22 protein-coding genes and 1 pseudogene are annotated in these 24,991 nt (G+C 66.2%); 9 read left to right on the top strand and 14 right to left on the bottom strand.

Annotated features, from left to right (window positions below; genetic code table 11):
- Positions 1-44 precede the first annotated feature (44 nt).
- The 3 genes from ACXJKC_RS11735 to ACXJKC_RS11725 all read left to right on the top strand — a co-directional run bounded on the left by ACXJKC_RS11735 (position 45) and on the right by ACXJKC_RS11725 (position 4,008).
- On the top strand, positions 45-1,286 hold the full coding sequence (locus tag ACXJKC_RS11735; RefSeq protein WP_456696898.1) for an ABC transporter substrate-binding protein: 1,242 nt from the start codon (positions 45-47) through the stop codon (positions 1,284-1,286).
- A gap of 113 nt (positions 1,287-1,399) precedes the next feature.
- Complete coding sequence (locus ACXJKC_RS11730) at positions 1,400-2,932, top strand: AMP-binding protein (protein WP_456696897.1); 1,533 nt, start codon at positions 1,400-1,402, stop codon at positions 2,930-2,932.
- Between the two features lie 5 nt (positions 2,933-2,937).
- Positions 2,938-4,008 carry a phosphotransferase family protein gene (locus ACXJKC_RS11725; RefSeq protein ID WP_456697058.1) on the top strand — a complete coding sequence of 357 codons (1,071 nt, stop codon included), beginning with the start codon at positions 2,938-2,940 and terminating at the stop codon, positions 4,006-4,008.
- A 50-nt stretch (positions 4,009-4,058) separates the two neighbouring features.
- Here ACXJKC_RS11725 and ACXJKC_RS11720 read toward each other — a convergent pair whose 3' ends face one another.
- The gene (locus ACXJKC_RS11720; protein WP_456696896.1) at positions 4,059-5,144 is read right to left on the bottom strand and encodes a CaiB/BaiF CoA transferase family protein; all 1,086 of its coding nucleotides are present in this window, start codon (positions 5,142-5,144) and stop codon (positions 4,059-4,061) included.
- A 102-nt stretch (positions 5,145-5,246) separates the two neighbouring features.
- On the opposite strand from ACXJKC_RS11720, the gene ACXJKC_RS11715 reads away from it, so the two are divergent.
- Entirely contained in the window at positions 5,247-6,050 is an 804-nt protein-coding gene (locus tag ACXJKC_RS11715; RefSeq protein ID WP_456696895.1) for an enoyl-CoA hydratase/isomerase family protein, read from the top strand.
- 3 nt (positions 6,051-6,053) lie between these two features.
- Here the strand turns inward: ACXJKC_RS11715 and ACXJKC_RS11710 are convergent, their stop codons facing one another.
- The 7 genes from ACXJKC_RS11710 to ACXJKC_RS11680 all read right to left on the bottom strand — a co-directional run bounded on the left by ACXJKC_RS11710 (position 6,054) and on the right by ACXJKC_RS11680 (position 12,825).
- Complete coding sequence (locus ACXJKC_RS11710; protein WP_456696894.1) at positions 6,054-7,211, bottom strand: acyl-CoA dehydrogenase family protein; 1,158 nt, start codon at positions 7,209-7,211, stop codon at positions 6,054-6,056.
- Between the two features lie 16 nt (positions 7,212-7,227).
- Positions 7,228-8,022: an enoyl-CoA hydratase-related protein gene (locus tag ACXJKC_RS11705; protein WP_456696893.1), complete on the bottom strand. Its 795-nt coding sequence runs from the start codon at positions 8,020-8,022 to the stop codon at positions 7,228-7,230.
- Complete coding sequence (locus ACXJKC_RS11700) at positions 8,019-8,780, bottom strand: 3-hydroxyacyl-CoA dehydrogenase (protein WP_456696892.1); 762 nt, start codon at positions 8,778-8,780, stop codon at positions 8,019-8,021. Before ACXJKC_RS11700 ends, ACXJKC_RS11705 begins: the two co-directional genes overlap by 4 nt.
- A 69-nt stretch (positions 8,781-8,849) precedes the next feature.
- Complete coding sequence (locus ACXJKC_RS11695; protein WP_456696891.1) at positions 8,850-9,464, bottom strand: TetR/AcrR family transcriptional regulator; 615 nt, start codon at positions 9,462-9,464, stop codon at positions 8,850-8,852.
- A gap of 9 nt (positions 9,465-9,473) precedes the next feature.
- The gene (locus ACXJKC_RS11690) at positions 9,474-10,721 is read right to left on the bottom strand and encodes an acyl-CoA dehydrogenase family protein (protein WP_456696890.1); all 1,248 of its coding nucleotides are present in this window, start codon (positions 10,719-10,721) and stop codon (positions 9,474-9,476) included.
- Positions 10,718-11,629 carry an enoyl-CoA hydratase-related protein gene (locus tag ACXJKC_RS11685; protein WP_456696889.1) on the bottom strand — a complete coding sequence of 304 codons (912 nt, stop codon included), beginning with the start codon at positions 11,627-11,629 and terminating at the stop codon, positions 10,718-10,720. The genes ACXJKC_RS11690 and ACXJKC_RS11685 overlap by 4 nt, the downstream gene beginning before the upstream one ends.
- A 2-nt stretch (positions 11,630-11,631) precedes the next feature.
- On the bottom strand, positions 11,632-12,825 hold the full coding sequence (locus ACXJKC_RS11680) for a thiolase family protein (RefSeq protein WP_456696888.1): 1,194 nt from the start codon (positions 12,823-12,825) through the stop codon (positions 11,632-11,634).
- A gap of 105 nt (positions 12,826-12,930) precedes the next feature.
- On the opposite strand from ACXJKC_RS11680, the gene ACXJKC_RS11675 reads away from it, so the two are divergent.
- From ACXJKC_RS11675 to ACXJKC_RS11665, 3 genes are all read left to right on the top strand, one after another.
- Entirely contained in the window at positions 12,931-13,725 is a 795-nt protein-coding gene (locus ACXJKC_RS11675) for an SDR family oxidoreductase (protein ID WP_456696887.1), read from the top strand.
- A complete protein-coding gene (locus tag ACXJKC_RS11670) occupies positions 13,722-14,405 on the top strand; it encodes a nitroreductase (protein ID WP_456696886.1) in 684 nt (227 codons plus the stop codon). Before ACXJKC_RS11675 ends, ACXJKC_RS11670 begins: the two co-directional genes overlap by 4 nt.
- A gap of 170 nt (positions 14,406-14,575) precedes the next feature.
- On the top strand, positions 14,576-15,037 hold the full coding sequence (locus tag ACXJKC_RS11665) for a MaoC/PaaZ C-terminal domain-containing protein (protein ID WP_456696885.1): 462 nt from the start codon (positions 14,576-14,578) through the stop codon (positions 15,035-15,037).
- Here ACXJKC_RS11665 and ACXJKC_RS11660 read toward each other — a convergent pair whose 3' ends face one another.
- The gene (locus ACXJKC_RS11660) at positions 15,038-15,739 is read right to left on the bottom strand and encodes a class I SAM-dependent methyltransferase (protein ID WP_456696884.1); all 702 of its coding nucleotides are present in this window, start codon (positions 15,737-15,739) and stop codon (positions 15,038-15,040) included.
- Positions 15,740-15,852: 113 nt separating this feature from the next.
- On the opposite strand from ACXJKC_RS11660, the pseudogene ACXJKC_RS11655 reads away from it, so the two are divergent.
- Positions 15,853-16,314 (top strand): annotated as a pseudogene (locus ACXJKC_RS11655) (helix-turn-helix domain-containing protein); the annotation flags it as partial.
- 103 nt (positions 16,315-16,417) lie between these two features.
- Here ACXJKC_RS11655 and ACXJKC_RS11650 read toward each other — a convergent pair.
- The 5 genes from ACXJKC_RS11650 to ACXJKC_RS11630 all read right to left on the bottom strand — a co-directional run bounded on the left by ACXJKC_RS11650 (position 16,418) and on the right by ACXJKC_RS11630 (position 23,958).
- Complete coding sequence (locus ACXJKC_RS11650) at positions 16,418-18,313, bottom strand: VaFE repeat-containing surface-anchored protein (RefSeq protein WP_456696883.1); 1,896 nt, start codon at positions 18,311-18,313, stop codon at positions 16,418-16,420.
- Between the two features lie 140 nt (positions 18,314-18,453).
- Complete coding sequence (locus ACXJKC_RS11645) at positions 18,454-19,125, bottom strand: response regulator (protein WP_456696882.1); 672 nt, start codon at positions 19,123-19,125, stop codon at positions 18,454-18,456.
- Positions 19,122-21,368 carry a sensor histidine kinase gene (locus ACXJKC_RS11640; protein WP_456696881.1) on the bottom strand — a complete coding sequence of 749 codons (2,247 nt, stop codon included), beginning with the start codon at positions 21,366-21,368 and terminating at the stop codon, positions 19,122-19,124. The genes ACXJKC_RS11645 and ACXJKC_RS11640 overlap by 4 nt, the downstream gene beginning before the upstream one ends.
- A gap of 137 nt (positions 21,369-21,505) precedes the next feature.
- A complete protein-coding gene (locus ACXJKC_RS11635; RefSeq protein WP_456696880.1) occupies positions 21,506-22,672 on the bottom strand; it encodes a Dyp-type peroxidase in 1,167 nt (388 codons plus the stop codon).
- A complete protein-coding gene (locus ACXJKC_RS11630) occupies positions 22,669-23,958 on the bottom strand; it encodes a right-handed parallel beta-helix repeat-containing protein (protein WP_456696879.1) in 1,290 nt (429 codons plus the stop codon). The genes ACXJKC_RS11635 and ACXJKC_RS11630 overlap by 4 nt, the downstream gene beginning before the upstream one ends.
- 216 nt (positions 23,959-24,174) lie before the next feature.
- On the opposite strand from ACXJKC_RS11630, the gene ACXJKC_RS11625 reads away from it, so the two are divergent.
- Complete coding sequence (locus ACXJKC_RS11625; protein WP_456696878.1) at positions 24,175-24,873, top strand: hypothetical protein; 699 nt, start codon at positions 24,175-24,177, stop codon at positions 24,871-24,873.
- Positions 24,874-24,991 lie beyond the last annotated feature (118 nt).

Raw genomic sequence — 24,991 nt, 5'->3', positions numbered from 1 at the left:
TCAGCGCTCACCCAGTTGATGAATGTACGAACAGGAGCAATGCCATGAAGTTGAACCACCTCATCCGAACGCCCGCCGTCGTGCTGGCCCTCGCGCTCGGAGTGGCGGCCTGCGGGTCCAGCTCCGGCGACGGCGGCTCGACCGAGTCCAAGGCCGGTTCGGTCGACCTGCCCAAGGGTGATCCGATCGTCTTCTACGACATCACCGACGCGACCGGACTCGGTGCAGTCAGTGCAGCGATCTCGCAGTTCACGGTCGGCGAGAAGGCGGCCCAGGACTACCTCAATGATCAGGGCGGCATCGACGGGCGTCCCATCTTGATCAAGACCTGTGACAGCAAGGCCGATCCGGCTGCCACCACGGCCTGCGCTCAGAAGGCCGTGCAGGACAAGGCCGTGGCCAAGTTGGGCCTGTCCGTCGCATGGGGCGAGAACGGCTTCCCGGTCCTGAAGAAGGCCGGCATCCCGAGCCTCAACCCGCCGGTCAACCCCCAGGACATGAAGGACGGCGAGGACAGCTTCGTTATGGCCGGCTCGTCGGAGTACGAAGCACAGGTCCAGTACGTCGCCGAGGACCTCAAGGCCAAGACGATTGTGGTCTTCACCGACGAGAACCCGAGCGGACAGGACCACTTCAACCGCGTCGAGGCATACGTCAAGACCAAGGGCTATGACATCAAGGTCACGCCGGTCTACCTTCCCGGCGGCACGGCCGACCCGACGCCGTTCGTCGCGAAGGCCGTCCAGCTCAAGCCCGATGCGGTGCTGACCAACCAGAGTGGGGCCCAGGCGGTGTCGGCCTACACGGCGTTCTCGCAGCAGGGATACCCGGCTGACAAGATCTTCGGACAGGGTGGTGGCGCCGACTACGAGAGCTTCTTCGACAAGGTCGACGGCAAGATCTCGAACGGGGCGACCTTCAGCTACGCCTTCACGAGCCCGGACAGTCTCGACGATCCCGAGGTCAAGATCTACCGCGACGCGATGAAGAAGTACGCCGGCAAGGACGGCAAGTCGGAGTTCTACCAGTGGGGCTTCTCCAACGTCATCACCTTGGCCGAGATCGCCAAGAAGACGGGAGTCGACTCGTTCGATGCTGCATCGCTGAAGAAGTTCCTGACCGACGTCAAGGACTTCCCCACCTTCATGGGGCAGCCGCTCAGCCGCGAGTACGCCACGAAGGCCGCGCCGGCCATGATCCGTCCGCAGATCCAGATCCTGCAGTTCCAGGACGGGAAGCTCAAGACGCTCAAGGAGTGGTTCAACCCCTACGAGGGTCTCAGCTAGTCGATCGGCCCGCGCCGCACGTGTGGCGCGGGCCCTTCGTCGGGGGCCTCCCTCGACGATCTGCTGCCACGTAAGTGTCCGGTAGCTTCCGGACAAGAGAGAGGAATCGTCGAGTGAGCCAGGACTTCCCCGACCACCACGCGCAGGTCGCGCCGGATCGAGTGGCGTACCGGGTGGGTGAGACCGAGGTGTCGTACGCGCAGATGGTCGACACATCGATCAGGATCGCGAACCTGCTCCGAGCGCGGGGTGTCCAGCGTGGCGACACCGTGGCGATACTGATGCCCAATATCCCGGGCTTCTTCGAGATCGCCTGGGCCTGCCAACGCTCAGGCCTCGTGTACACCACGATCTCCACCAGGTTGAACGCTGCGGACGCCGCGTACATCCTGCAGGACAGCGCAGCGGTCGCGGTCTTCGTCAGCACGCAAACCGCCGACGTGGCTCGCGAGGCACTGGCATCGTCGCCGGTCGGGCTCCGGTTCGTCGTCGACGGTGAGCTGGACGGCTTCGAGTCGTTGAGCACGCTGCTTCCGGATCAGTCGAGCGAGCCTGCGCACGATGAGTGCGAGGGCAGCGACCTGCTCTACTCCTCTGGCACCACCGGGCGCCCCAAGGCGATCTCGGTCAAGCCTGACTTCGCGCCCTTGGGCACCAATCGCGGTTCGGGACCTTTCCTGCAGGAGACCTGGGGATTCGGTGCCGACACGGTCTACTTGTCTCCGGCCCCGCTCTACCACGCGGCACCATTGCGGTTCAGCCTCGTGGTCCACCGCTTCGGCGGCACCGTCATCGTCATGGAACGGTTCGATGCCGAAGCTGCGCTCGAGGCCGTGGAGATGTTCGGCGTCACCCACACCCAGATGGTCCCGACGATGCTGGTGCGCATCCTGCGGCTGCCGACCGACGTCCGCCTGTCGTACGACCTGTCGAGTCTGCGGGCCTTGGTGCACGCAGCAGCTCCGTGCCCGCCGGCCGTCAAGCAAGACATGATCGCGTGGCTCGGGCCCATCGTCGACGAGTACTACTCGTCGACCGAGAACAGTCTCATGACGCTGATCAGGTCGCAGGAGGCTCTAGCCCGCCCAGGCTCGGTCGGACGTGCGATCATCGGCACGCCCCACATCCTCGATGACCAAGGGCAGGAGCTACCGCCTGGCGTGCCGGGCAATATCTGGTCGGAGGGTGGCCTCGACTTCGTCTATCGCAATGATCCCGAGAAGACCGCGGGTGCACGCAACGATCGTGGCTGGACGACGGTCGGCGACATCGGACATCTCGACAGCGACGGCTACCTGTACCTCAGCGACCGCCGCGCGGACCTGATTCTCAGCGGAGGGGTCAACATCTATCCGCAGGAGGCGGAGAACGTCCTGATGGGCCATGACGCCGTGTCGGACGTCGCCGTCATCGGTGTGCCCGATGACGAGCTGGGCGAGCGCGCCCATGCCTTCGTGCAATTGCTGCCGGGCCACGAGCCGTCTGATGAGTTGGCGGAGCAGCTGATCGCCTACTGCACCGACCGGCTCTCCCGGTTCAAGTGTCCGCGGGGCCTCGTCTTCGTCGACGACTTCCCCCGAACACCCACCGGAAAGTTGATGCGGCGCGAACTGCGTGCCCGATTCGCCCCCGAGGAGCTTGCGTGACCACCATGCCCAAAGACGTGCCCCAGGCGGTTGCGACCGCACCTGAGGGCCTCGACCTCGATCGGCTCACCCCGTTCCTCGAGCCTGCAGTGGGTGGTTTCAGCGAGCCGTTGCGGGGATCGCTGATCGCCGGTGGACGGTCGAACCCGACCTATCACCTGACCGATGGCGACCGGGAGTGGATCCTGCGGCGACCGCCGTACGGCGTGGTGCTGCCCACGGCTCACGATATGAGCCGCGAGCGTCGAGTGATCTCGGCCCTTGCCGGGACGGCCGTGCCTGTCCCGAAGGTTGTCGCCCACAGCGACGACCCAGCCGTCCTGGGTGCACCGTTCTATGTCATGGACCGGCTCGACGGCCGCACGTTCCGCGACCACGCCGACACCGCGGAGATGTCTGCGGCCGAACGTGCGGCACTGAGCGATTCGATGATCGACACGTTGGTCTCGCTGCACCAGCTCGACCCCCACGAGCAGGGGCTGGGCGACTGGGGTCGTCCCACGGGCTACCTGGAGCGCCAGCTCCGGCGCTGGCGCAAGCAGTGGGACGCGGTCCACACCCGCGAGGTCCCCGAGGTCGACATCCTGCTCGACCGGTTGGCGGCGGCGATGCCGGACAGCCGGTTCCCCGGGATCGTGCACGGCGACTACAAGATCGACAACGTCATGGTCGATGCGGCGGTGCCGTCGCGGATCCTCGGTCTGCTCGACTGGGAGATGTCGACGTTGGGCGACACCCTCTCGGACCTCGGCCTGCTGATCTCGTTCTGGGATCAGCCGGGCGAGATGTACAACCCGATCACCGCTGGCGCCACGGCGCACGAGGGATTCCCGTCACGCGAGAGCATGATCGACAAGTACGCCGCGCGGCGTGGTGTCGATCTTCCCGACATCAACTGGTACCTGGTGTTCGCTGACTTCAAGATCGCGGTGATCCTCGAGCAGATCCATGCCCGGCACCTCGACGGCAACACAACCGGCGACTGGTTCGACGACATCGGGGGCATGGTGACGCCGCTGATAGAGCGGGCGATGCACAACGCCCGCACCGCCGCTGATCCGCGTCTTCGTCCCTGACCCCGATAAGGTCGTTCGTCCCTGCCCATCGGAGCAGGGACGAACGATCTTCATCGACAGGTTGTCCACCCGCGGACCGCTTCGGCAAGTTCCAGGTCGCGTGCAGCGAATCGGGTCGCGTCCGCGGCTGACGCGAGCCGGGGTGCGGTGGCTGCGATGACAACCGATCCGGTGCGGACCAGTGCGCCTCGTGCCTCGACATGGGGGTGCCGGGGCGCCTCCTCGAATGTGAGCACCGGTGTCACGCAGGCGTCGGTCGAGGCGAAGCGTTCCGCCCACGCGTCCCGGTCCTGGCTGGCGAAGACTCGGGTGAAGTTCTCGGCGATGATCGGCCAGCCGTCTCGATCCATCTGCGGAGGAAGACTCGCCTCGTCGAGACCGAGCCCCTGCAGGAGTGCCGAGTAGAACTGCGGCTCGATCGCGCCGACCGCGACGAACCGTTCGTCGGCGCAGCGATAGCACCGGTAGAAGGGAGCACCCCCGTCGAGCAGGTTGTCTGCTCGTTCGTCACTCGCCCACAGCCCGTCGGCGCGCAGCTCCAGGGTGTGCTGGGCCAACGCGGCTGCGCCGTCCACGATGGCTGCATCGACGACATCTCCGCGGCCGGTCCTCTCGCGAGCGAACAGCGCGGCGAGGATACCGGTGACGAGCATCATCGATCCGCCGCCGAAGTCGCCCACGAAGTTGACGGGGGGCAGGGGTCGCTCGGCCGGGCCGATCGAGTGCAGGACGCCTGTCAGTGCGAGGTAGTTGATGTCGTGCCCTGCCGTCGGGGCGCCGGGGCCGGTCTGTCCCCAGCCGGTCATCCGGGCGTAGACGAGTCGGGGATTGGCGGCGAGGCACTCATCCGGGCCGAGTCCGAGACGTTCGGTGACCCCCGGTCGGTATCCCTCGATCAGCACGTCGGCTACCTCGACGAGGCGTCGGACCATCGCCGCGTCGTCCGGATCCTTGAGATCTGCCTGCACGGTCGTACGGGATCGCAGCGTGTGGTGGCGCGACAGATCGGTCGGCGTGCCCGGCCGCTCGATCCGGATCACGTCTGCGCCGTGATCGGCCAGCATCATGGCCGCGTGCGGACCAGGTCCGATGCCGGCGAGCTCGACGACCTTGAGTCCGGTCAGGGGTACGGGCATGGATGTCCTCGGATGTCGGGCGCCACGGCGCGAAGAGCGTATACTAGTTAGCGTTCGCTAAGCATATGTCTTCCGGGACGTGCCGTACAGATCGGAGCCACGATGAGTGTTGTCCAGAGGCAGGACCGCCCCGACGGGATCACCGTCGTCACCCTCGACCGTCCCGATCGGCTCAACACCGTGACGGTCGACCTCGTGGCCGAGCTGTCGGCTGTGCTGCGGGCGATCGACGCCGATAGCTCGGTACGGGTCGTGGTGCTCACCGGGGCCGGACGCGCCTTCTGCGCGGGACTCGAGCTGCGTGGCTACGGTGATGACGACCGCGTCGAGCGAGAAGGCCCCATGTGGTCGACCTACGGACGTCAGCAGGACATCGCAGCCGTCGTGCAGCTGATACGGGACCTCCGTCAGCCCGTCATCGCCGCGGTCAACGGAGCGGCCGCCGGTGCGGGCCTGGCTCTGGTCTGCGCCGCCGACGTGCGAATCGCCTCGACCGATGCGATCTTCGCGGTCTCCTTCATCACGGCCGGGTACTCCGCCTGCGACATCGGGCTGTCGTGGATGCTGCCTCGGCTCGTGGGGGTGGGGCGCGCACACGAGCTGATGCTGACGGGTCGCCGGTTCGACGCCGACGAGGCGTACCGGATCGGACTGCTGGTCGAGCTGACTGCGCCCGGCGCAGTGGTCGACGCGGCCATCGCGAAGGCCGAGCAGATACTGCTCAACGCGCCCCTCTCGGTCGAGCTGACCAAGACCGGGATGTGGGCTGCGGTCGAGACGGCGACCTTCGACCTGGCGATCGAGTTCGAGAACCGTCAGCAGATGGTCGCGTCGTTCACCGATGACCGGGCCGAGGCGACGGCCGCGTTCCTGGAGAAGCGGCCGCCGGTCTACCGGCGCCGGTGAGGCTCAGCGGCGCCCGACCAGATCGCGCCCGATGATCTCCTTCATGATCTCGCTGGTCCCGCCGTGGATGCGCTGCACGCGCGAGTCCTGGTAGGCGCGAGCGACGGGGTACTCGAGCATGTAGCCGTAGCCGCCGTGCATCTGGACGCATCGGTCCACGATCTTGACCTGGGTCTCCGTGGCCCACAGCTTGGCCTTCGCCGCGTCCACGGCCGTGAGCTCGCCGGCGCCGTGAGCGCGGATGCACTGGTCGACGTAGGCCCGAGTCACATCCAGCTCGGCCGACATCTGGGCGAGCTCGAACCGGGTGTGCTGGAAGTCTGCAATCGGCTGGCCGAAGGCATGCCGTTCCTTGACGTAGTCGAGCGTCGTCGCGAAGACGACGTCGGCGATCGCGATGGCCTGGGCACCGAGGGACAGCCGCTCCAGCGGAAGCTTCGTCACCAGCTGGCCGAAGCCACCGCCGATGTCACCGAGCACATTGGCGTCGGGGACGAACACGTCGGTGAAGGCGAGCTCTGAAGTGTCCTGGGTGTGCATGCCGACCTTCGCGAGCTTGCGACCCCGACTGAAGCCGTCCATCCCTGCCTCGACCACGAGCAGGCTGAACGCCCGAGCCCCACCGTCCGGGTCGGTCTTGGCGACGACGACCACCAGATCGGCCTGCTGCCCGCTGCTGATGAACGTCTTGGCGCCGTTCACGATCCAGCCGCCGTCGACCTTCTTTCCTGTGGTGCGGATCCCTCGGAGGTCGCTGCCGGTGCCGGGCTCGGTCATCGCGATGGCGGCGATCAGCTCGCCCGCCGCGAGTCCTGTGAGCCAGCGGTCCTTCTGCTCTGGCGTGCCGAGGGCCGCGTAGTAGGGCACCACGATGTCGTCGTGCAGGGCGAAGCACGACGACACGCCGGTTGCGTGCACGCGGGCGAGTTCCTCGTGGACGACGTTGCGGTAGCGGTAGTCGTGCTCCTGCCCGGCGCCGCCGAAGGATTCGGGAGCCGACAGGCCGAGGATGCCCTGTCGGGCCGCCGTCGCGTACAGCTCGCGGTCGAGGAGCCGCTGCTCGTCCCAGCGTTCGACGTGGTCGGCGACCTCGCGCTCGACGAATGTCCGCACGACGGAACGGAACTGATCGTGGTCCTGCTCGTACAGGTGACGCTCCATGGTTCTGCTCCTTGTCCTAGTGCCCGCTCCACACGGGTGCGCGCTTCTCGGTGAATGCCGTGGCACCCTCGAGTGCATCGTGCGACGTCAGCAGCGCGGCCATCTCTGCGTCTTGACGCTGCCACAGCTCGATGTCCCAGCTCGATCCTGCGGCAGTTGCCGCGTGCATCATCGATTTGGTGACCGCCACGGCCAGTGGCGCGTTGGCGGCGATCTGCCGAGCCAGCGCCGTGGCCCGCTCGACCACGTGCTGGCGAGCCACGACCTCGTTGACCAGGCCCCAGCGCAGTGCCTCGTCGGCGCTGACCGGCTCGCCGGTCAGACCGATGCGCAGGGCGACCTTCGGTGGTACCTGGCGTGGGAGCCGTATCGTCCCGCCGGCGGCGGCGAACAGCCCGCGTCTGACCTCGGGCAGCCCGATGAGAGCGTCATCGGCCATGACAGCCAGATCGGACGCCAGCACGATCTCGGCACCGCCACCCATCGCGTGACCGTTCACGGCAGCGATGAGCGGCACCGAGACACGGTGCTCGACGAGTCCGGCGAAGCCCCACTCCGGGTGGCCGGGAGCCGTGAGGGTGCGGCCTGCGGCCAAGGCCTTGAGGTCCGCGCCTGCACAGAACGCTGCTCCCTCACCTGTCACCACGACGGCGCGGACGGCAGGGTCGGTGTCAGCGCGTTCGAGAGCTTCGCCCACGGCGAGGGAGAGCTCGGCATTGACTGCATTGCGGGCCTCTGGACGGCGCAGGGTCAGCAGCCCGACGCCGTCCGACACCGTCAGCGTCGCGAACGGTCCGTGCTGCGCGCTCATCGAGGTGCCATCCGGATGGCACCGTCGAGACGGATCGTCTCGCCGTTGATCATGGGGTTCACGATGATCTGGGCGACCATGAGTGCGTACTCGTCGGGGTGGCCGAGCCGGTTCGGATGCGGCACCTGTGCTCCGAGCGAGTCGATCACCTCTTGGGGGAGGGTCTCGAACAGCGGGGTGAGGAACAGGCCCGGAGCGATCGTGGCCACCCGGATGCGGTGTTGAGCCAGGTCTCGGGCGATCGGCAGGGTCATGCCCACGATGCCGCCCTTGGAGGCTGAGTAGGCGGCCTGGCCCACCTGGCCGTCGAATGCGGCAACCGAAGCGGTGTTGATGATGACGCCGCGCTCGGCGGCATCACCTGGATTCGCGCTGATCGCGGCGGCAGCGAGCCGGATGACGTTGAAGGTGCCGACCAGATTGATGTCGATGATGCGCTGAAAGCCGTCGAGCGGTGCGGGTCCGTTCTTGCCGACGACCCGAGTCGCCGGTCCGATGCCTGCACAGTTGACGGCGACGGCCAGGGTGCCGTCGACATTGGCCAGATCGACTGCGGCCTGTACCTGCTGCTCGTCGCGGACGTCGGCGGGCGCGAACACCGATCCGTTGCCGAGCTCCTCGACGTGTTCGAGACCTGCCGATGTCTCGAGGTCGACGATGACGACGCGGGCGCCGCCGGCCGCGAGACGGCGGGCGGTGGCCAGGCCGAGTCCGGAGGCCCCTCCGGTGACGAGGGCTGTCTTTCCAGCGATTTCCATGATTCTCCTTATGTATCGCTCGCTCAGTGCGACGAGCGTGGCGGTAATGCCGAGGTCGGGGGATGAGGCTCAGTGACCGCCGATGAGGCGACGCGACAGAGTCAGGTAGCGGCTGGTCAGGGCATCGACGGACATTTCGCCGTCGGGGCGGAACCACGCCGCAATCGCCTGAATCATGCCGAGCAGCGCGCGCACGGCGTCGCGGGGATGGTCGAGGCTGAAGTCGCCGTCCGCGATGCCGTCCTCGACGGCCTGCAGGACCTGGTGCTCGATGTCGGCTCGGCGACCCACGTAGGCCTCGCGGTGCTCCGGGGTCAATGACCTGAGTTCGGAGTCGAGGAACATGAGCCGGCCGTTGACCGCGGTGTGGCGCACCAGGACCTCGACCATCGCGTCGAGGCGGCCACTTCCCGGCGTCGTCGCGGCTGCGGCATCGGCCACGAGTCCGTGGAGCCGGCTGATCGACTGCTCGAGCAGGGCGTACAGCATCGCCTCCTTGTTCTCGTGGTGGTAGTACAGCGCCGGGACGGTCACGCCGACGCGGTTCGCGATATCGCGCACGGACGATCCGCCGTAGCCGTGCTCGTGGAACGTGTTGAGCGCGGCTTCGAGCATCGAGCCGAACACGATGGGCGCGGATGACGCAGTCAGTACTTCGTCAAGCGGACGGTCTGCAAGGGACATGGCGTCACCTTAACGATCGGCAGGTGGGATCGCGTGCAGGTCCAGGGCAGGTGGGCGACGGCGTTCCTGGCGGGCGATCGCGCGCAGGTGCACCTCATCGGGTCCGTCGAAGAGGCGCATAGCCCGGTGCCAGCCCCACATCGCGGCCAGCGGAGTGTCATCGCTCACTCCGGCGCCACCGTGGACCTGGATGGCCCGGTCGATGACAGCCGTCGCGACACGGGGCACTTCGACCTTGGCGATCGCGACCATCGTCGCGGCGGCCGCGTTGCCGTGCAGGTCGATCGTGCGTGCTGTGCGCTGGCACAGCAGGCGTGCGCCGTCGATCGCGATGCGGGACTCGGCGATCGAGGCCTGGACCGTGCCCTGGTCGATCAGTGGACCGCCGAAGGCGATCCGGTCCTCGGCTCGGCGCACCGTCATCGCGAGGGCTCGCTCTGCGGCGCCCAGGGCCCGCATGCAGTGGTGGATGCGACCGGGTCCCAGACGAGCCTGTGCCATCGCGAATCCGCCCCCCTCCTCTCCGAGGAGATTCGCGGCCGGGACCCGGACGTCCTCGAGCAGCACTTCGCAGTGGCCGTGCTGGTCGTGACGGCCGAACACCGGCACGTCTCGGACGATGGTCACGCCGGGCGTCTCGATCGGCACCAGCACCATCGACTGCTGACGGTGGGTGGCCGCGTCAGGATCGGTCTTGCCCATCACGACGAGGAATCGGCACCGGGGATCTGCTGCCCCGCTGGTCCACCACTTGCGGCCGTTGATGACGTAGTCGTCGCCATCGCGTTCGATCCTGGTCTGGATGTTGGTGGCGTCGCTGCTCGCGACGTCGGGCTCGGTCATCGCGAAAGCCGACCGGATGCTGCCGTCCAGCAGCGGCTCGAGCCACTGCCTGCGCTGCTCGTCGGTCGCGAACAGGTGCAGCAGCTCCATGTTTCCGGTGTCGGGAGCCTGACCGTTGATGGCCTCGGGGGCGATCTCGAGGCTCCAGCCGGTCAGCTCGGCCAGCGCGGCGTACTCGAGCTGGGTCAGTCCCGACTCGGCCGGCAGGAAGAGGTTCCACAGGCCACGCGCCCGTGCCTCGACCTTGAGCTCTTCGACGACGGGCGGCACGGTGTGGTCGTCGCGGCCACCGGCGTGCCGGTACGCGTGGTACGACGCCTCCGCTGGCAGCACGCGGGTCTGCATGAAGTCGACCAGCTCGGCCCGCAGCGCGGTCGCGTGGGCAGAGAGGCGCAGATCGAGTTCCTCGGTCATCGGGGGTCTCCGGGAGGTGTGTAGGCAGGACGGACAAGGGTGTCGAGCACGGCGGGGGAGTCGCTGGAGACGCGATCGCCGAAGGTCGGCCGCCGCTTCTCCACGAAGGCTGCGACGCCCTCGCGGGCATCTGCGCTGACCCCGCGGTCGTTGAGAGCAAGGGTCTCGATCTCATGGGCCCGCATGGGGTGGCTGGCCGTCAGCATGGCCCAGAGCATCCGACGGGTCGCCGAGGCGGACACCGCCGACGTGCTCTCGGCGATCTCGTGGGCGAGCTCCATGGCTGTGGGCAGGACGTCCTCGGCCGGGTGGGTGCTGCGGAGCAGCCCGCCACGGAGGGCCTCGGCGGCGTCGAAGGTCCGTCCCGTGAGCATCCATTCGGTCGCCACCTGCACCGGCACGACGCGGGGCAGGAACCAGGAGGAGCACGACTCGGGCACGAAGGCCCGCTGGACGAATGGAAACGAGAACTTGGCACCGTCGGCGCCAAGACGCAGGTCGGTCGGCAGCGTCATGGTCGCGCCGACTCCGACGGCATGACCGTTGATCGCGGAGATCACCGGCTTGAGCGAGTCGAAGATACGCAGGACCACGCGGCCACCGCCGTCGCGGCGCACGGGCAGGTCGGAACCGTCGACGTCGAACTGGGTGCCTGCCGGGGCCGACGCGCTGGCCCGCCACGATGTGAAGGTGTCGCGGGGGTCCGTCTCCGCGAGGTCCATGCCGGCGCAGAACGCGCGACCAGCGCCGGTCAGCACGACGACGCGTACCTCGTCGTCGGCGTCACTGCGGTCGAAGCACTCGATGAGCTCGCGCTCCATCGTGTCGGTGAAGGCGTTGAGCCGGTCGGGTCGGTCCAGGGTGATGACGGCGACATGGCCCTCGACGGCGTACCGCACGTGCTCCACGGTCAGCTGATCCGTTCGATGACCGTGGCGTTCGCCATGCCGCCGCCCTCGCACATCGTCTGCAGGCCGTAGCGTCCACCGGTCGACTCGAGGTGGTGCAGCAGAGTCGTGAGGAGCCGGGTTCCTGAACCGCCCAGGGGATGACCAAGCGCGATGGCGCCACCCAAGGGGTTGAGACGCGATTCGTCGGCGCCGAGCTCGGCGGCCCACGCGAGCGGTACGGGGGCGAATGCTTCGTTGACCTCGTAGGCGTCCATGTCGTCGAGGGTGAGGCCGGCCCTGGCCAGGACCTTCTCGGTCGCCGGGATGACACCGGTCAGCATCAGCAGCGGGTCGCTGCCGGTGACGGCCATCGCGGTGACCCGTGCTCGGGGCTTCAGGCCGAGCTGTGCAGCGCGGTCGGCGCTCATCACGAGCGTTGCCGACGCACCGTCGGTCAGGGGGGAGGAGTTGCCGGGCGTGATGTCCCAGGTCAACTCGGGGAATCGGGCCGCGAGCTCGTCGGTGCGAAATGACGGCCGTAGGCCCGACAAGCCCTCGGCGGTGGTCGAGGCGCGGACCGTCTCGTCGACCAGGTGGGCGGTCATGCTCCCGTCGGCGCCCGCGACGGGGATCGGCAGGATCTCCCGCTCGAAGGCGCCGTCGCGGGCTGCGGACGATGCACGTTCGTGGGAGCGAGCCGCATATTCGTCCAGACGTGCTCGAGACAGGTCCCACTTCTTGGCGATGAGTTCGGCCGAGACGCCCTGGTTCACGAGTCCCGCGGGATACCGGGCGGCAAGGGGGGCGAAGGCGTCGCCGCCGGCGTTGGCGCTGCCCATCGGCACGCGGCTCATGCTCTCCACTCCGCAAGCGATCGCGATGTCGTAGCTGCCGGCCATGACACCCTGCACCGCGAAGTGGAGCGCCTGCTGGCTGGAGCCGCATTGACGATCGATCGTCGTGGCGGGAACCGACTCGGGCAGGCCGGCGACGAGAACCGCGGTTCGGCCGATGTTGAGCGCCTGGTCGCCGGCCTGCCCGACACAGCCGGCGATGACGTCGTCGATCGTTGCGCCGTCGATGCCGTTGCGCTCGACGACCGCAGCGATGACCGCAGCCAACAGATTCGCGGGATGGACGCCGGAGAGAGCACCTCCGGGCTTGCCGCGCCCGGAGGCCGTACGGACGACGTCGACAATCACTGCTTCTGGCACGGGTTCCTCCGGTGTGTTTTAATTAGCGCTCGCTAAGTAGACCGTAAATCAGCGCCCGGCTCGACGTCAACCGCGCGCCCGCACAGCGGTCAGGATGGAGAAGGAATGTCGGAGTTTCTCGCGCCAAGCCTCATGGCGGGACAGGTCGTGTTCGTGTCGGGAGGCGGTAGCGGAGTCAACCTCGCGATCGCCGAGACCGTGGCCTCGCTCGGCGCCGATGTCGCCATCTGTGGCCGCACCCCCGAACGCCTCGCCACGGCGGCTGAGACGCTCCGGGCTCACGGCGGCAAGGTCGTGACGGCTGTCGCCGACGTGCGTGACGGCGACGCCGTCGACGCTGCGTTGGCCCGTACGCTCGACGAGCTCGGGCCAGTCTCTGGCGTCGTCTGTGGTGCTGCTGGAAACTTCGTCGCGCCTGCAGAGTCGATCTCGACGAACGGGTTCAAGGCGGTTGTCGAGATCGATCTGCTGGGTTCGTTCCATGCTGCTCGCGCGGCGTTCGAGCAGCTGCGCACCACCCGAGGCAGCGTGCTGTTCGTGTCGGGCGGGCAGTCGGTCATGCCGTTGCTCTCGCAGGCGCACGTCGGTGCGGCCAAGGCCGGGGTCGACCAGCTCATGCGCTCGCTCGCGCTCGAGTGGGGAAAGTACGGAATCCGGTCGAACTCGATCCTGCCCGGACCCGTGTCGGGCACTGAGGGCATGAAGCGGCTCACCGAGTCGTCCGCTGGCCAGGCCTGGGTCGATTCGGTGCCGCTCGGCCGGTTCGCCGACTCGCGTGAGATCGGCCGGATCGCGGCGGTGATGCTCTCGCCGATCGCCTCGTTCATGACCGGTTCGCAGGTGCTCGTCGACGGCGGTCTCGCGCTGTCCGGCGGCGCACTCGTGAACGCAGCGTCGTGAGCGGCCACGATGCGAGCGAGACGCTCGCAGGGCTGCTCAGCGATCGCCACAGCTGTCGAGCCTTCTTGCCCGAGCAAGTCGAACCGGCGAAGATCGAGCAGATGCTGGAGATGGCCCAGCGCGCGCCGTCGTGGTGCAACTCCCAGCCGTGGCAGACCATCGTCACGCACGGTGAAGGGACCGAGCGATTTCGCGCCGCGCTGCACGCCGCCGCTCTCGAGACCGAACCGCGCTCGGACGTGCCGGGTCCGACCGAGTACCGGGGGGTCTACCTCGAACGTCGGCGCGAGACCGGCTTCGCGATGTACGAGCAGCTTGGGATCGAGCGGTCCGACCGTGAGGGCCGCCGCAGGCAGGAGCTGGAGAACTTTCGGCTGTTCGGGGCGCCCCACGTGGCGATCGTGACCACCGATGCGGCACTCGGGCCGTACGGATATGTCGACAGTGGCGCCTATCTGTCGGTGCTGCTCCTGGCGGCCCAGAGCCTCGGCATCGCTGCCGTGCCGCAGGCCGCGATCGCCATGTACTCCGATCTTGTCAGGCAGCATTTCGAGCTGCCTGACGATCGACTCGTGCTGCTCGGTGTCTCATTCGGCCACGCCGACGTGGACCATCCCGTCAACCAGTTCCGGACGACGAGGGCCGCCGTCGGCGATGCGGTGCATTGGATCGGCAGCTGACTGGATCTGCCTCCTCCCGACGCGACTGGTCGGTGAGATGGAGAGGCGGTGGCCATGATTCGTGGCAATGGGTCAACATGGCGGGAGTCGATCCGACAGCACCTTTCGAGGATCCCGCGACCAAGGTTGAGGTGGATGAGGAAATGGCAGTGAACGCTGAGGGGAGTCCGATGATGCACGATCGTGAATGGTGGTTCGAGGACTTCGAGGTCGGTCAGAAATTCGCGTCACAGGGTCGCACTATCCGCGAGTCGGACATTGCCTCGTTCGCCGGCTGGAGCTGGGACACGAATCCGGTCCACACCGATGTCGTCCACGCCAGTGCGGGAAGGTTCGGAGAACCCATCGCGCACGGTGTGCTGGGACTGTCGGTATTGATGGGGCTGGTCTCACGCATCGGTGTGTTCGAGAAATGCTCGATAGCTCTTCTCGGCATTGAGACCTGGGCCTTTGTCCGGCCTGTCGTGGCGGGGGACACGGTTCGATGTGAGGTGGAGATCCTGGGTGCTCGACGCACCAGCCGAGGAGATGCGGGCGTGCTCGACCGCTCGCTCGTGCTGTACAACCAGCGAAACGAAGAAGTTCAGAGCGGTCGGATCAGCCTCATGGTGGCGCTGCGACCGCCACGCTGATCAGTTGAGACGGGTCGCTCTGACGACGACGTCATGGATCGGCGTCGTGCGGCCGTCGGAACCGGACATGGTCCGGTGCGACTCCTCGGCGGTCACGACGTCCCAGAGTGTCGGGTCGAGGCGTGCCGTGATGGAGGCCGCGGTCGCCGACGCCGAATCGGGCGGGCCGTCGGCGTGATGTCCGTGAGCGTCCTCGTGGTCGGGTTCGTCGGCAGCGGCGTCGTGATGGAGATGACCCACAACGAGGAGCGTGCCTCGGGGGGCCACCCAGGTGGCGATGCGGTCGTAGAACTCGAGCTGCGGCATCGCGGGGTGCGCGTAGTGGGTCGTGACCAAGTCGTAGCGCGTGCCTGGCTCCCATATCGACAGGTCCGTCTGCACCCACTGCACCTGTTGGGAGACTCCGGCCGCGGCGGTCCGCTCTGCGGCTCGGCGGAGTGCCTCGGCGGCGATATCGGCTCCCGTGACCTGCCAGCCACGCGCTGCGAGCCAGATTGCCTCGGCGCCGGCTCCACATCCCGCATCGAGGGCCGTCCCAGGTGTGAGATCGCCGATCTCGCGGACGAGGTGTGGGTTGGGGCGAGCCGCTCCCATGGCCGCAGCGCGATCGCCCTGCCAGATCTGGTCCCAGTACTCGTCGTCGAAGGGGTGCGTCGCGGTCTCTTCGCTGTTCGTTGTGGAATCAGCGTTCGATGTGATCATGGGCGTTCCCTCAGTCGTCCACGCCGTTGCCGGTCGGCAGCGACTTCTTCTTCGAGGATGTCCGTCGGCCGACGGTTTTGCAACACACGTTGCCAAATGGCAAACTTCGAGGCATGAGTGACTCGATGGACCACACCCTCGATGCCGTGGGACCACGGCTGAAGCAGCTCCGGGCACGCCGTGACCTGACCCTGACCGACCTGGCCGACGAGACCGGCATCTCGACCAGCACCCTGTCGAGGCTCGAGGCAGGACTCCGGCGCCCCACATTGGAGCAGCTGCTGCCGCTGGCGCGCACGTATGGCGTCACTCTGGATGAGCTCGTCGACGCGCCGCCGACCGGCGACCCGCGGGTGAACCTTCGCCCGATCCCGACCCGCGACGGCCGGACCATCCTGCCGCTCAGCAGGAGGCCCGGGGGGATCCAGGCTTACAAGTTCATCCTCCCCGTCGGCCGAGACGACACGGTGCCCGACCTGCGCACCCACGAAGGGTACGACTGGGCGTTCGTCCTCAACGGCAGACTGCGACTTGTGCTCGGTGAGCACGACCTCGTCCTCGAACCCGGTGAAGCCGCTGAGTTCGACACCCGCACCCCACACTGGTTCGGAGCGACCAGCTCAGGACCAGTGGAGTCCTCACGAGATCGTGAGGGGCCGTCGACAAGCGACTTGCAGGTCAGTGCAGCTGAACGCCGTTGCGGCGCCGGCCCCACATCACGATGCCTGTGCCGAGTGCCAGAATCAGCATTCCTCCCGCAGCCAGCGGAAGTGTCGCCGAACCCAGACCGGTGTCAGGCAGAGCGCCGTCCGACTCCGACTCGGACTCCGATCCATTGTCGGACGGACTGGTCGCCTCGTCTTCGTCCTCGTCGACGACGACAGTCTGTGCCTCGTCGTTGATGTCCTGGTGGATCGCGATATCCGCATCATCACGGGTGACGGTCTCGAAGGCGACGAGAGTGTGCCCGGCCCACTTCGCGGTGATCGTGAACTCAACCTCGACAGTGCCGTTGCCTGAAGCCGTTGTCGTGAACGTCTTCGAGCCGACGATGCCGGTGCTTTCGCCCGTTTCCTTGTCGATGAGCTCACCGGAGACGGTGTACTCGGTTTCCGGAATCAGGTTCGTGTACTCGACAGTGTCGACAACAGTGCCGCCCTCAGCGGCGATCTGGCTGTCACCGTCAGCCTTGTCGACCAGTGTGGTGCCCAGGTCGGCGACGTAGACGGTCTGGGCGACATCATCGATGTCCTCGTGGGAGGCCACCTTGGTTTCGCCGATCGTCAAGACTTCGAATGCGGTCAAAGTGCGGCCGGCGTAGGAAGCGGGGATCTCGAAAGTCACCTTGGCAGTTCCGTCGCCAGTACCCGAAGAGGTGAACTTCGTGGTCGCGACGATGCCAGTCGCCTTGCCCGTCGTCTTGTCCCACAGCTCGCCGGTCAGGGTGTATTCGGTGTCGGCTTCAAGATTCTTGTACGCGACAGTGTCGGTCACCTTGCCGCCGCTCTGGAGGATGTACTTGTCACCGTCGGCAGCGTCGACCAGCGTCGTGCCGATGCTCGGCTCAGTCGTGGCCTGGGCCGTCCACTGAGTCGAAGCCTCGGCGGTCGTCGTACCCTTGCCGGCCGCGACCATGATGATGGACTGAGCGTGATTGTCAGCGGTGGGAGTGCCGCCTACGGTCTTGGGCACCGAGACGACCATGCCGTTGCCACTCGAGCCCTTGGCAGTTGCGGTGATCGTGGCATTACCGGCAGAAGTAGCGGTCCGCAGGTCGAGATAGATCTGCTGCCCGTCGGTCACGGCTGCGGCGTTGATGGGGTTACCGGCGGCGTCGACCAGGTCGAATCCGGGGGCGACCGTGACGCTGGCGCTCGCCTGGTTGGTGTTGACGGTGAAGGGGCCGACCAGGGTTCCTGATGTCTGGGCACCGGACGGCGGGGTGACCGTGACGGTTGTCGCGAAGTCGCCCGGCGTCATGCCCGAGCTGGCGTTGGCGCCGTTGACGAGGTACCAGTACGCGGCCTCCGCCTCCGGGCTGACCCAGGCCCACGGTGCGTCGAACGTGAGCTCTGTGTAGCGCCAGATCGCCGTCGTCGTCGCATTGATGATGTCGTCGCGAGTCAGACCCGGAATGTTGGCGGCGGTACGGAAGTCGGCGAGGCTCACCGCGGGATAGCTGTGCGCCAGGACCCAGAGGACCTTGCCCTGCACTGCGGCACTTGTGAAGTAGTTTTCACCGAGGAAGCTGTTGAGGTTGCCGACCACGGCTCCACGCTCACTCTGGGCCGAAACATCGTGTTCGATGCAGTACGCCCAGAAATCAGGCTCGCCTGGATTATCAGGATCTGCCGGCGGGGTGAGATAGACCGGGAACAGCAATGATGAGCCGTCCGGCTCGTACACGTCGCCGACGTAGACGGAGTCGCCCGGCTCGGGGGTTGCGGCATCAGATGGCTGGGTCCCGGCCATCGCGAGGGCAAGGCTGACGATGAAAGCGAGCAAGAACGCCACAGCAGTCCGCGGGACCGAGCGCCCTCGATCCTCCGCATGCGCGCCAATGTGTGAACTCATGTTTTCCTCCCGACTAAGACACGATGCGCCCGAGCGCGGGGCCGAGACGCGGCCGCTCCGAATCTAGGCGTCGCAGTGAGGGTCTCGGACCGGATTGCGCATCGGAGGTCGAAATGACCCCAGTTCTGGGGTCAGTGATCTCAGGCATGGGGGTCGACGTAGCCGTCTGTCCAAGCTGCGCGGCCCAGGTCGAGCTTCGTGGTCATGGGCCGGCCTGCAGCAGTGTACTTGGCTTTGACCCTGTCGAGATACTGCTTGGCGGTGTCGCGCTTGACGCCGATCGAGGCAGCCACCGCGTCCAGGGTCAGGCCGGATGCATACAGGACGAGGGCGCGTTCTTCCTGGATGCTCAGTGAAGGCCGTTTCGGATCGCCGGCAATGACGCTGGCCAGTTCTGTGGTCATCCACTGGCCGCGCTGAAGTACGGCCCAGACCGCTGCGAGGATGTCTTCCTCGGTGTCGCGCTTGCCGACGACACCTCCGGCACCTGCCTGGATGATGCTCTTGACCAATCGCGGTGAGGCCAATGCCGAGAGGACCAGCACTCGTAGTCCCGCATCGATCAGTGCCTTCACCGTGGCAGGATCGACACTTGGTTGACGGTCCACCATCAGGTCGAGAACCAGGAGATGGGGTCGTTCCCTGACATTGGTCGTGCTCAGCCAGTTGAGGAATTGCGGCATGGTCTCGCAGCTGTGCACGACTCGCAGGCCGTCCTCGGCTCCCAGCAGCTCTTCAGTTCGCTGACGCTGAAGCAGGTGGTCCTCGACGATCGCGACGCGCCAATAGGCATGGGGCTCTCCAGGGATCACAATGCGGCCTCCAAACCGACTTCGTGCACGACGATTTCGATCACGTCTTGGCCTTCGACGGTCTGATAGGTCACCGAAGACGTTGCAGACGGAATCCACGCACGGTGCGCGTGTTTGAGATGGGGGTGAGGGCTGACGAGCGTCATTCGCAGTCCCTCTGGAGAAGGAAAGACGCTCGCGCTGAGTCGCGCGCCCGTGGCGGGCATCGAAGCAACCGCTCGCGTGAGGACTCCGCCCAGGTTCGTGGCGATCTCGTCGGTGGGGGCATCGACTTCGCCCGTCCTGACAATGAGGTCTCCCTGTCGGGCTCGTCCGTCATACAAGGCCTGGGCGAACCACTGGCCGAGACGCACGAGTTCCGGATTCAACTGGGTCAGCTGGCGCAGATAGGCCTCTTCGCCTGCGCAGGCTGCTCGGGCCGACTCGGACGCCGGGTCGACCCGACCGTCGGCGATATCGCGCAACAGGTCGACGGCTTGGTGAAGACCTGCCAGGCTCCACCGTTGTCGGCTGTTTTCTGCGGCAACCCGGACAGCCACTTCGAGACGGGACCTGGCGGCAGCGCGATCGTCCGCGGCGGCCTGCGCGCCGGTCCGGCCGATGGCCTCCTGGAAGGCAGCCCATCCGAGCACGAGGCCTATCGCGGTGATACCTGCGACAGGTATCACCGCGGCGGCCGTAGCTGAGTCCTGCCAGACGATCACCGTCAGAACCAGCACGGTTGCCATCAGCAGCGCGAGTGCCGCGGCCAATTTCCTACGTCCGGAGGTGTCAGCGATGAGGGGCACCAGGGGGGCGGTCGGGGCCACGGCTTGCCACAACACGACGTCGGAGCGGCCGAAGTCGGTTGCTGCTGCCGACAGGATGAACGAGACCGAGGCGCCGATCGCGAGCACGATGACCGCTCCGGTTGGGATGTGGCCTTGCTGGTCGCGGGTGAACCATGCCAGCGCCGAGGCCAGAGCGCCTACCGCCAGCATCGCGTAGACCACGCCGACAGTGGGCGTGGAGGTCAGGGCGAGCACGAGTCCGACGAGAGTCACCCCGGGGGGCCAGAGCCATCCTGACCGCGAATGCAGTGCCCCCACGACTGACTCGATCTCGAGGCCGTCCCGGCCGGTGGCTGTCTCGAAGGGGTCCACCTGGGCGGCGCTGTCCGGATGTATGCGGAAGGCCACGGTCGTTCCGTGTCCCGGTGCAGTGTCGAGCGTGACCGAAATACCTGCCTTCTCTGCCCTGGACTGAACGGATTCGGCGAAGCCCCGGCCCGGTGGCAACACGCCGTCGAACCCCGCTCCGTCATCGCTGACGGTCACGATCAGTTCCTTGTCGACCAGACGCACATCGACTGCAGCGCGGTCGGTGTCTGCGTGTTTGACGACATTGCGCAGCACCTCCCCGACGGCGGCGACCATGGCGTGAATGACCTGGTCGGGTAGATCGCCTTCGACTCGCTTGAGCTGGGAGTCATCGAGTCCCGACCGATTCACAGTCAGATCCTCAAGGGCAAATATCGACCTGAGTTCGACCCGCTGTGTGGGAACTGCTCCCTTCGACGTCCACAACGACTCGACCGTCGCGGCGTCGGCCGAGCATCGCGCACGGACCAGGTCGACATCCTTGGTCGAGGCACCCCCGTTGGCGATAGCTCCCAAGGTGTTGATGACGGTGTCGTGCAGGACCCGGGCGTCCTCAGCAGCCGTGTCGCTGGCTGTGCGTGCCTCTGCCACCGCGCGCAATTCCTGCTCGGCAGCTGATGCTGCGGTATCCGCGCGTGCGGAGAAGTCGAACAGGAAGGACACCCCCACGCGGGTCCCGATCATGATCGCCAACGTGGTGACCACGATGGCGTTGGGCAGGTCCGGGCCCCACTCAGGATTGATCTTGGTCAGAGCAACCGGCAAGGTGAACGCGACAACGACGGGGAATACGACGGCTCGGCGGCCGCGCATGGCGAAGGTCGGGGCCGCGGCCGTCATATTGGCGAGCCAGCACCCCGCGAAGGCCAAGACCGTGTCGATCGGTCCTGCGACGGCCCAGTCGAACAGGACCACGATGTACACGAGAGCCAGCACGGGCCCGACTGCAAAGCGCGAATTGCTGGCTCTCCAGGCCAATGGCATGAGCACCACGTGCGCGAGGCCCAGCAACAGCTGCTGCCGCAATGGCGCATCGGTGTTCACGACCGCCCACACCATCACGATCTGGAACAGGGCGATGGCGCGGAGAATGATCTGTTTCATCGACTGGGCCAGAGCCCGAGATGCCCAGCCCGAGTGGGTTCCGTGCGGCCCTCTGGCAGACCAGGCCCTCCACGCCAATTGCCGGATGTTCGATCGCAGAGAAGCGATCCATTCGGTACTCGTCGTCTCGGCGTGGTTCACGATATGTCGACCAGACTGCTGCCGAGCGGTGTGTGCAGGTCGAAACCGGGCAGGACGAGGAAGGTGCACTCGGCCGTGCAGGTCACATATGACATGAGGTCGTCGATCTCGTCCATGCGCCGTTGAGTGCGAACGAAGATGTCGAGGTCGTTCTGATAGCTGATGAACAGCAGGCCTGTTGCCCGATCCGATCCGTGTGGATCGGATCGGGTGAATCCGTAGCTCCGGCGCATCATCAAGGCACTCGCGGTGAAAGATGGGTGTGCTGCGCGGATGTGCGAGCGTGCGGGAATCAGGTATTCGCCTTCAGGGGACTTGGCCGAGAGATCGACCTCGTCGTTGATGTCGCCGCCGCTCAAGGGGGAGCCATCGACGTGTCGACGGCCGAAGACCTGGTCGCGCTGATCGGCGGTAAGAGCCTCGAAACGAGGGAGATCCAGTTCGAACCGTCGGACAACTCCGATACTGCCGTTGCGCGCCGCTCCATCGTCGATCCAGACCCCTGCGTCCATCCCGATTTCGTCGACCGGGACCACGACACCGTCGTGATAGCCGAAGGGATTGCGCGTGCGAGCGCCCGTGCCCGGCGGTCGCAAGCACTGCTGCTGCCACACGACGGTGGCGCCGGCGACGATCTCGATCAATGATTCGGTGGCCGGTCGCAGCACCGACGGATCGCTGGCCGCGACGAGCAGGATCACGTCGCCGCTGCGCAGCGCCGGATCGATATTGTCGCTGCCGACGAACTCCGGCAATGCTTGTGCCCCGTGCAAGCCCTGCCCCGACAGCTGCACTATGCGTGGTCCGAGCCCGATCTGGACGGTCAAGTCACCTGGGCCGTCGGGCAGAACCGCGTCGGGCGGCGCGGTGGTCAGTTCAAGGACGCTGGCACCGATTCTGCTCAGGAGGGCCTCGATCTTGAGTCTGGTCGGCAACGGTTGTTCGGACCAGGTCAGAGCAGTGAACAGCAAGTGAGCTTGAGGAGTGGACGGACGGTCCACGCCGGGCTGTCGGGCTCCGGACTGAAGGGAGCCGGTTTCGGCTGCGGGCGCGGGAGAATCCGAGTCGCTCAACTCCCGAAAGCCGACTCCCGTGAGGGCGCCGACCACTGCGGTCCCGGCACCTGCGAGCACGAATTGACGGCGTGTGGGGCGGGTCGTCACTGGAGGGTCTTGACCCATGACGAGAGCAGGGTTGCTGCCGGGACTTTTGCTGCGGAGGCCTGGGGATGCTGCACGGTCGGGGGCAACCGATCCGGGATCGAGTCATCGGGCTCGAGGCCGGGCAATGCGCCAGGAGCGGCGACGTCGAGGAACGAGACCCCGGGCGGTTCCGTCACCGGCGGCATCTGCGGTGAAAATGTCGCCGGTTGGGTCTTGCTCGCGCATCGAACGCCTAGATCCTGCGGCAGTTGCGTGGCGTCCTTTTCGACGCAGTTTCCGGACGCGGGAGTGTGATCGGCAGACAGATTGGCCACGTCGACGCCATTGCCGATGTACCTGTTGTCGATGAGTCTGTTGTCCACGGCAGGCAGGTCTTCGGCGTTGCGCAACAGAACTCCCGCACGAGGATTGCCTGCGATCAGATTCTTCTCGAGGACGTTCTGGCGTCCTCCGCCGATTCCTATTCCGATTCCGAATGAGCCATCGGCCTGGCGCGGCGATTGCGGTTGATCGTTGTTGCTCACGACGTTGCCGAACACCGCGTTGGCCTTCTGGGGCGTGAACGCCTCCTGGTAGTCGGACAGCAGCGTCAGGCCCACTCGATTGTCGCTGAACCGGTTTCCGGTGATGGTCAGGGAATCGGATGCATTGGCGTTCTCGAATCCGATCGCATTGTGCGATGCGACATTGCCCTGCACGACGATGTCGCACTTTCTGCACTGGCCGACGTAGATGCCGCTGTCTGCGCTGCCGGAGGCATAGGACGCATTGATGACGCCGTGTTGGGAATTGAATGCGTAGATGCCGTACAGGCCGTTATTGCTCGCGGTGACGTGGTCAACGCGGAAACGTTGTAGTGCCGGGAACTTCTCCGGGTCGATTTCTTCGTAGCCGCCGGCTCCCTGAGCCAGCGGATTCCCGTCCTCTTGGCTGCTGGTGATGAGCACGCCGTAGAGCGTTGCCCTCGTCGCGGTGAGATTCTCGACCCGGACGCCGTCGGCTGCTCCTAAGACGCCGTATGGACGCTTGGCTTCACCGTCGATCACCACGTCATTGCGGTCTGTGCCCCGAAGAGTCACGTCGGCCTTGTCGATCAGTACCGCCTCGCGGTATGTTCCGGGACTCACGACAACGAGACCGCCGACTTTGACTCGATCGATGGCCGCCGAGATGGTCTTCTCATCCTGGGGCACCTGGACGACAGACATCGTGGCCGGCGAATCAGGTGTTTTTGGCGAAGGACCGCCACACGCCCCGGCGATGATGGCGCTGAGGACAATCACCATCAAGACGCCAAATTGGGACCGGCGTCCGAATACATGGATCATTTGCGGCATTCCTCGCTCTGGGAGTCTGCAGAGATGCTAGCGGTTTAATTCGCGAGTAGCCGTCGGCGGCTTGGTCGACATGCCGGAGAATCAGAGTCCGAACAATGAGGTTGGAGCACCATGGTGAGGTACGCGTCCTGTAAGTCGGCGGTTGTTTCCCGGCGCGGATTGTTTGTGACGGCTGCTGCTCTGGTGGCAACCGCAGCGTGCGGCGGGGATGATCGCGAGAAGCCTCGTCAACTCACTGCAGGCGAGGCCGAGCAGTTGGCATTGGCCCGGTTCAATCTTCATCAGCGCGGACAAGTCCCGGTCACGATGGACTGGCGCGGCTCGCCTGACGCGTCGATCAGCGCGATTCTCGACCTGGATTCGGCACTGGGATTCGGCACGATCTCGACCAAGAAGACTGACGGGGTTCCTGCCGTGAGTCGTTATATCGGCTGGAACCAGGCGGCGATCGCCACCGCACCGCTGGCTGACGGTGGAGGGGCTCCAACGCGGGAGGACTGGTCGACGCGCGCTTTGTCGACCAGCGTTCCCCAGGACATCTTCTTGACCCTCGCATTGACCCTCGGATCTGACCGTCCCGAGAATCCGTTGTTGCTACGTCAGGGGGCGGCACGGTTTCTACGACGTGACCGAGTGAGGGACGTCCCGGTCAAGGTGATCCAAGGACCGAGACCAGCCGGCGACGAACGATCCTCAAGGACCCGCTACTGGCTGGACAAGGATGGCACCCTGATGCGGTTCCAGGCCTACCTGGGCGACCGGAAAGGACGCTTCGCCCAGATCACCTTCGATGAGGATCGTGTCGAGCCAGCGGGACTACGCGCTTCGATCGAATCGGCGTTGCCCCAGAGCACGAACAGCTGATCATTGCCTGCCGACCATGACTTGACCCCCGTCAGGGGGTCATTTCATGGAGCCTACGACTGAATCGATGTCTGAACCGACCCCGCGTCGCTATCTTTCCAGCGGAAGATGGGCGATC

This window comes from Aeromicrobium sp. P5_D10, assembly GCF_054049535.1.
This window is presented reverse-complemented; position numbering and strand designations above follow the sequence as displayed.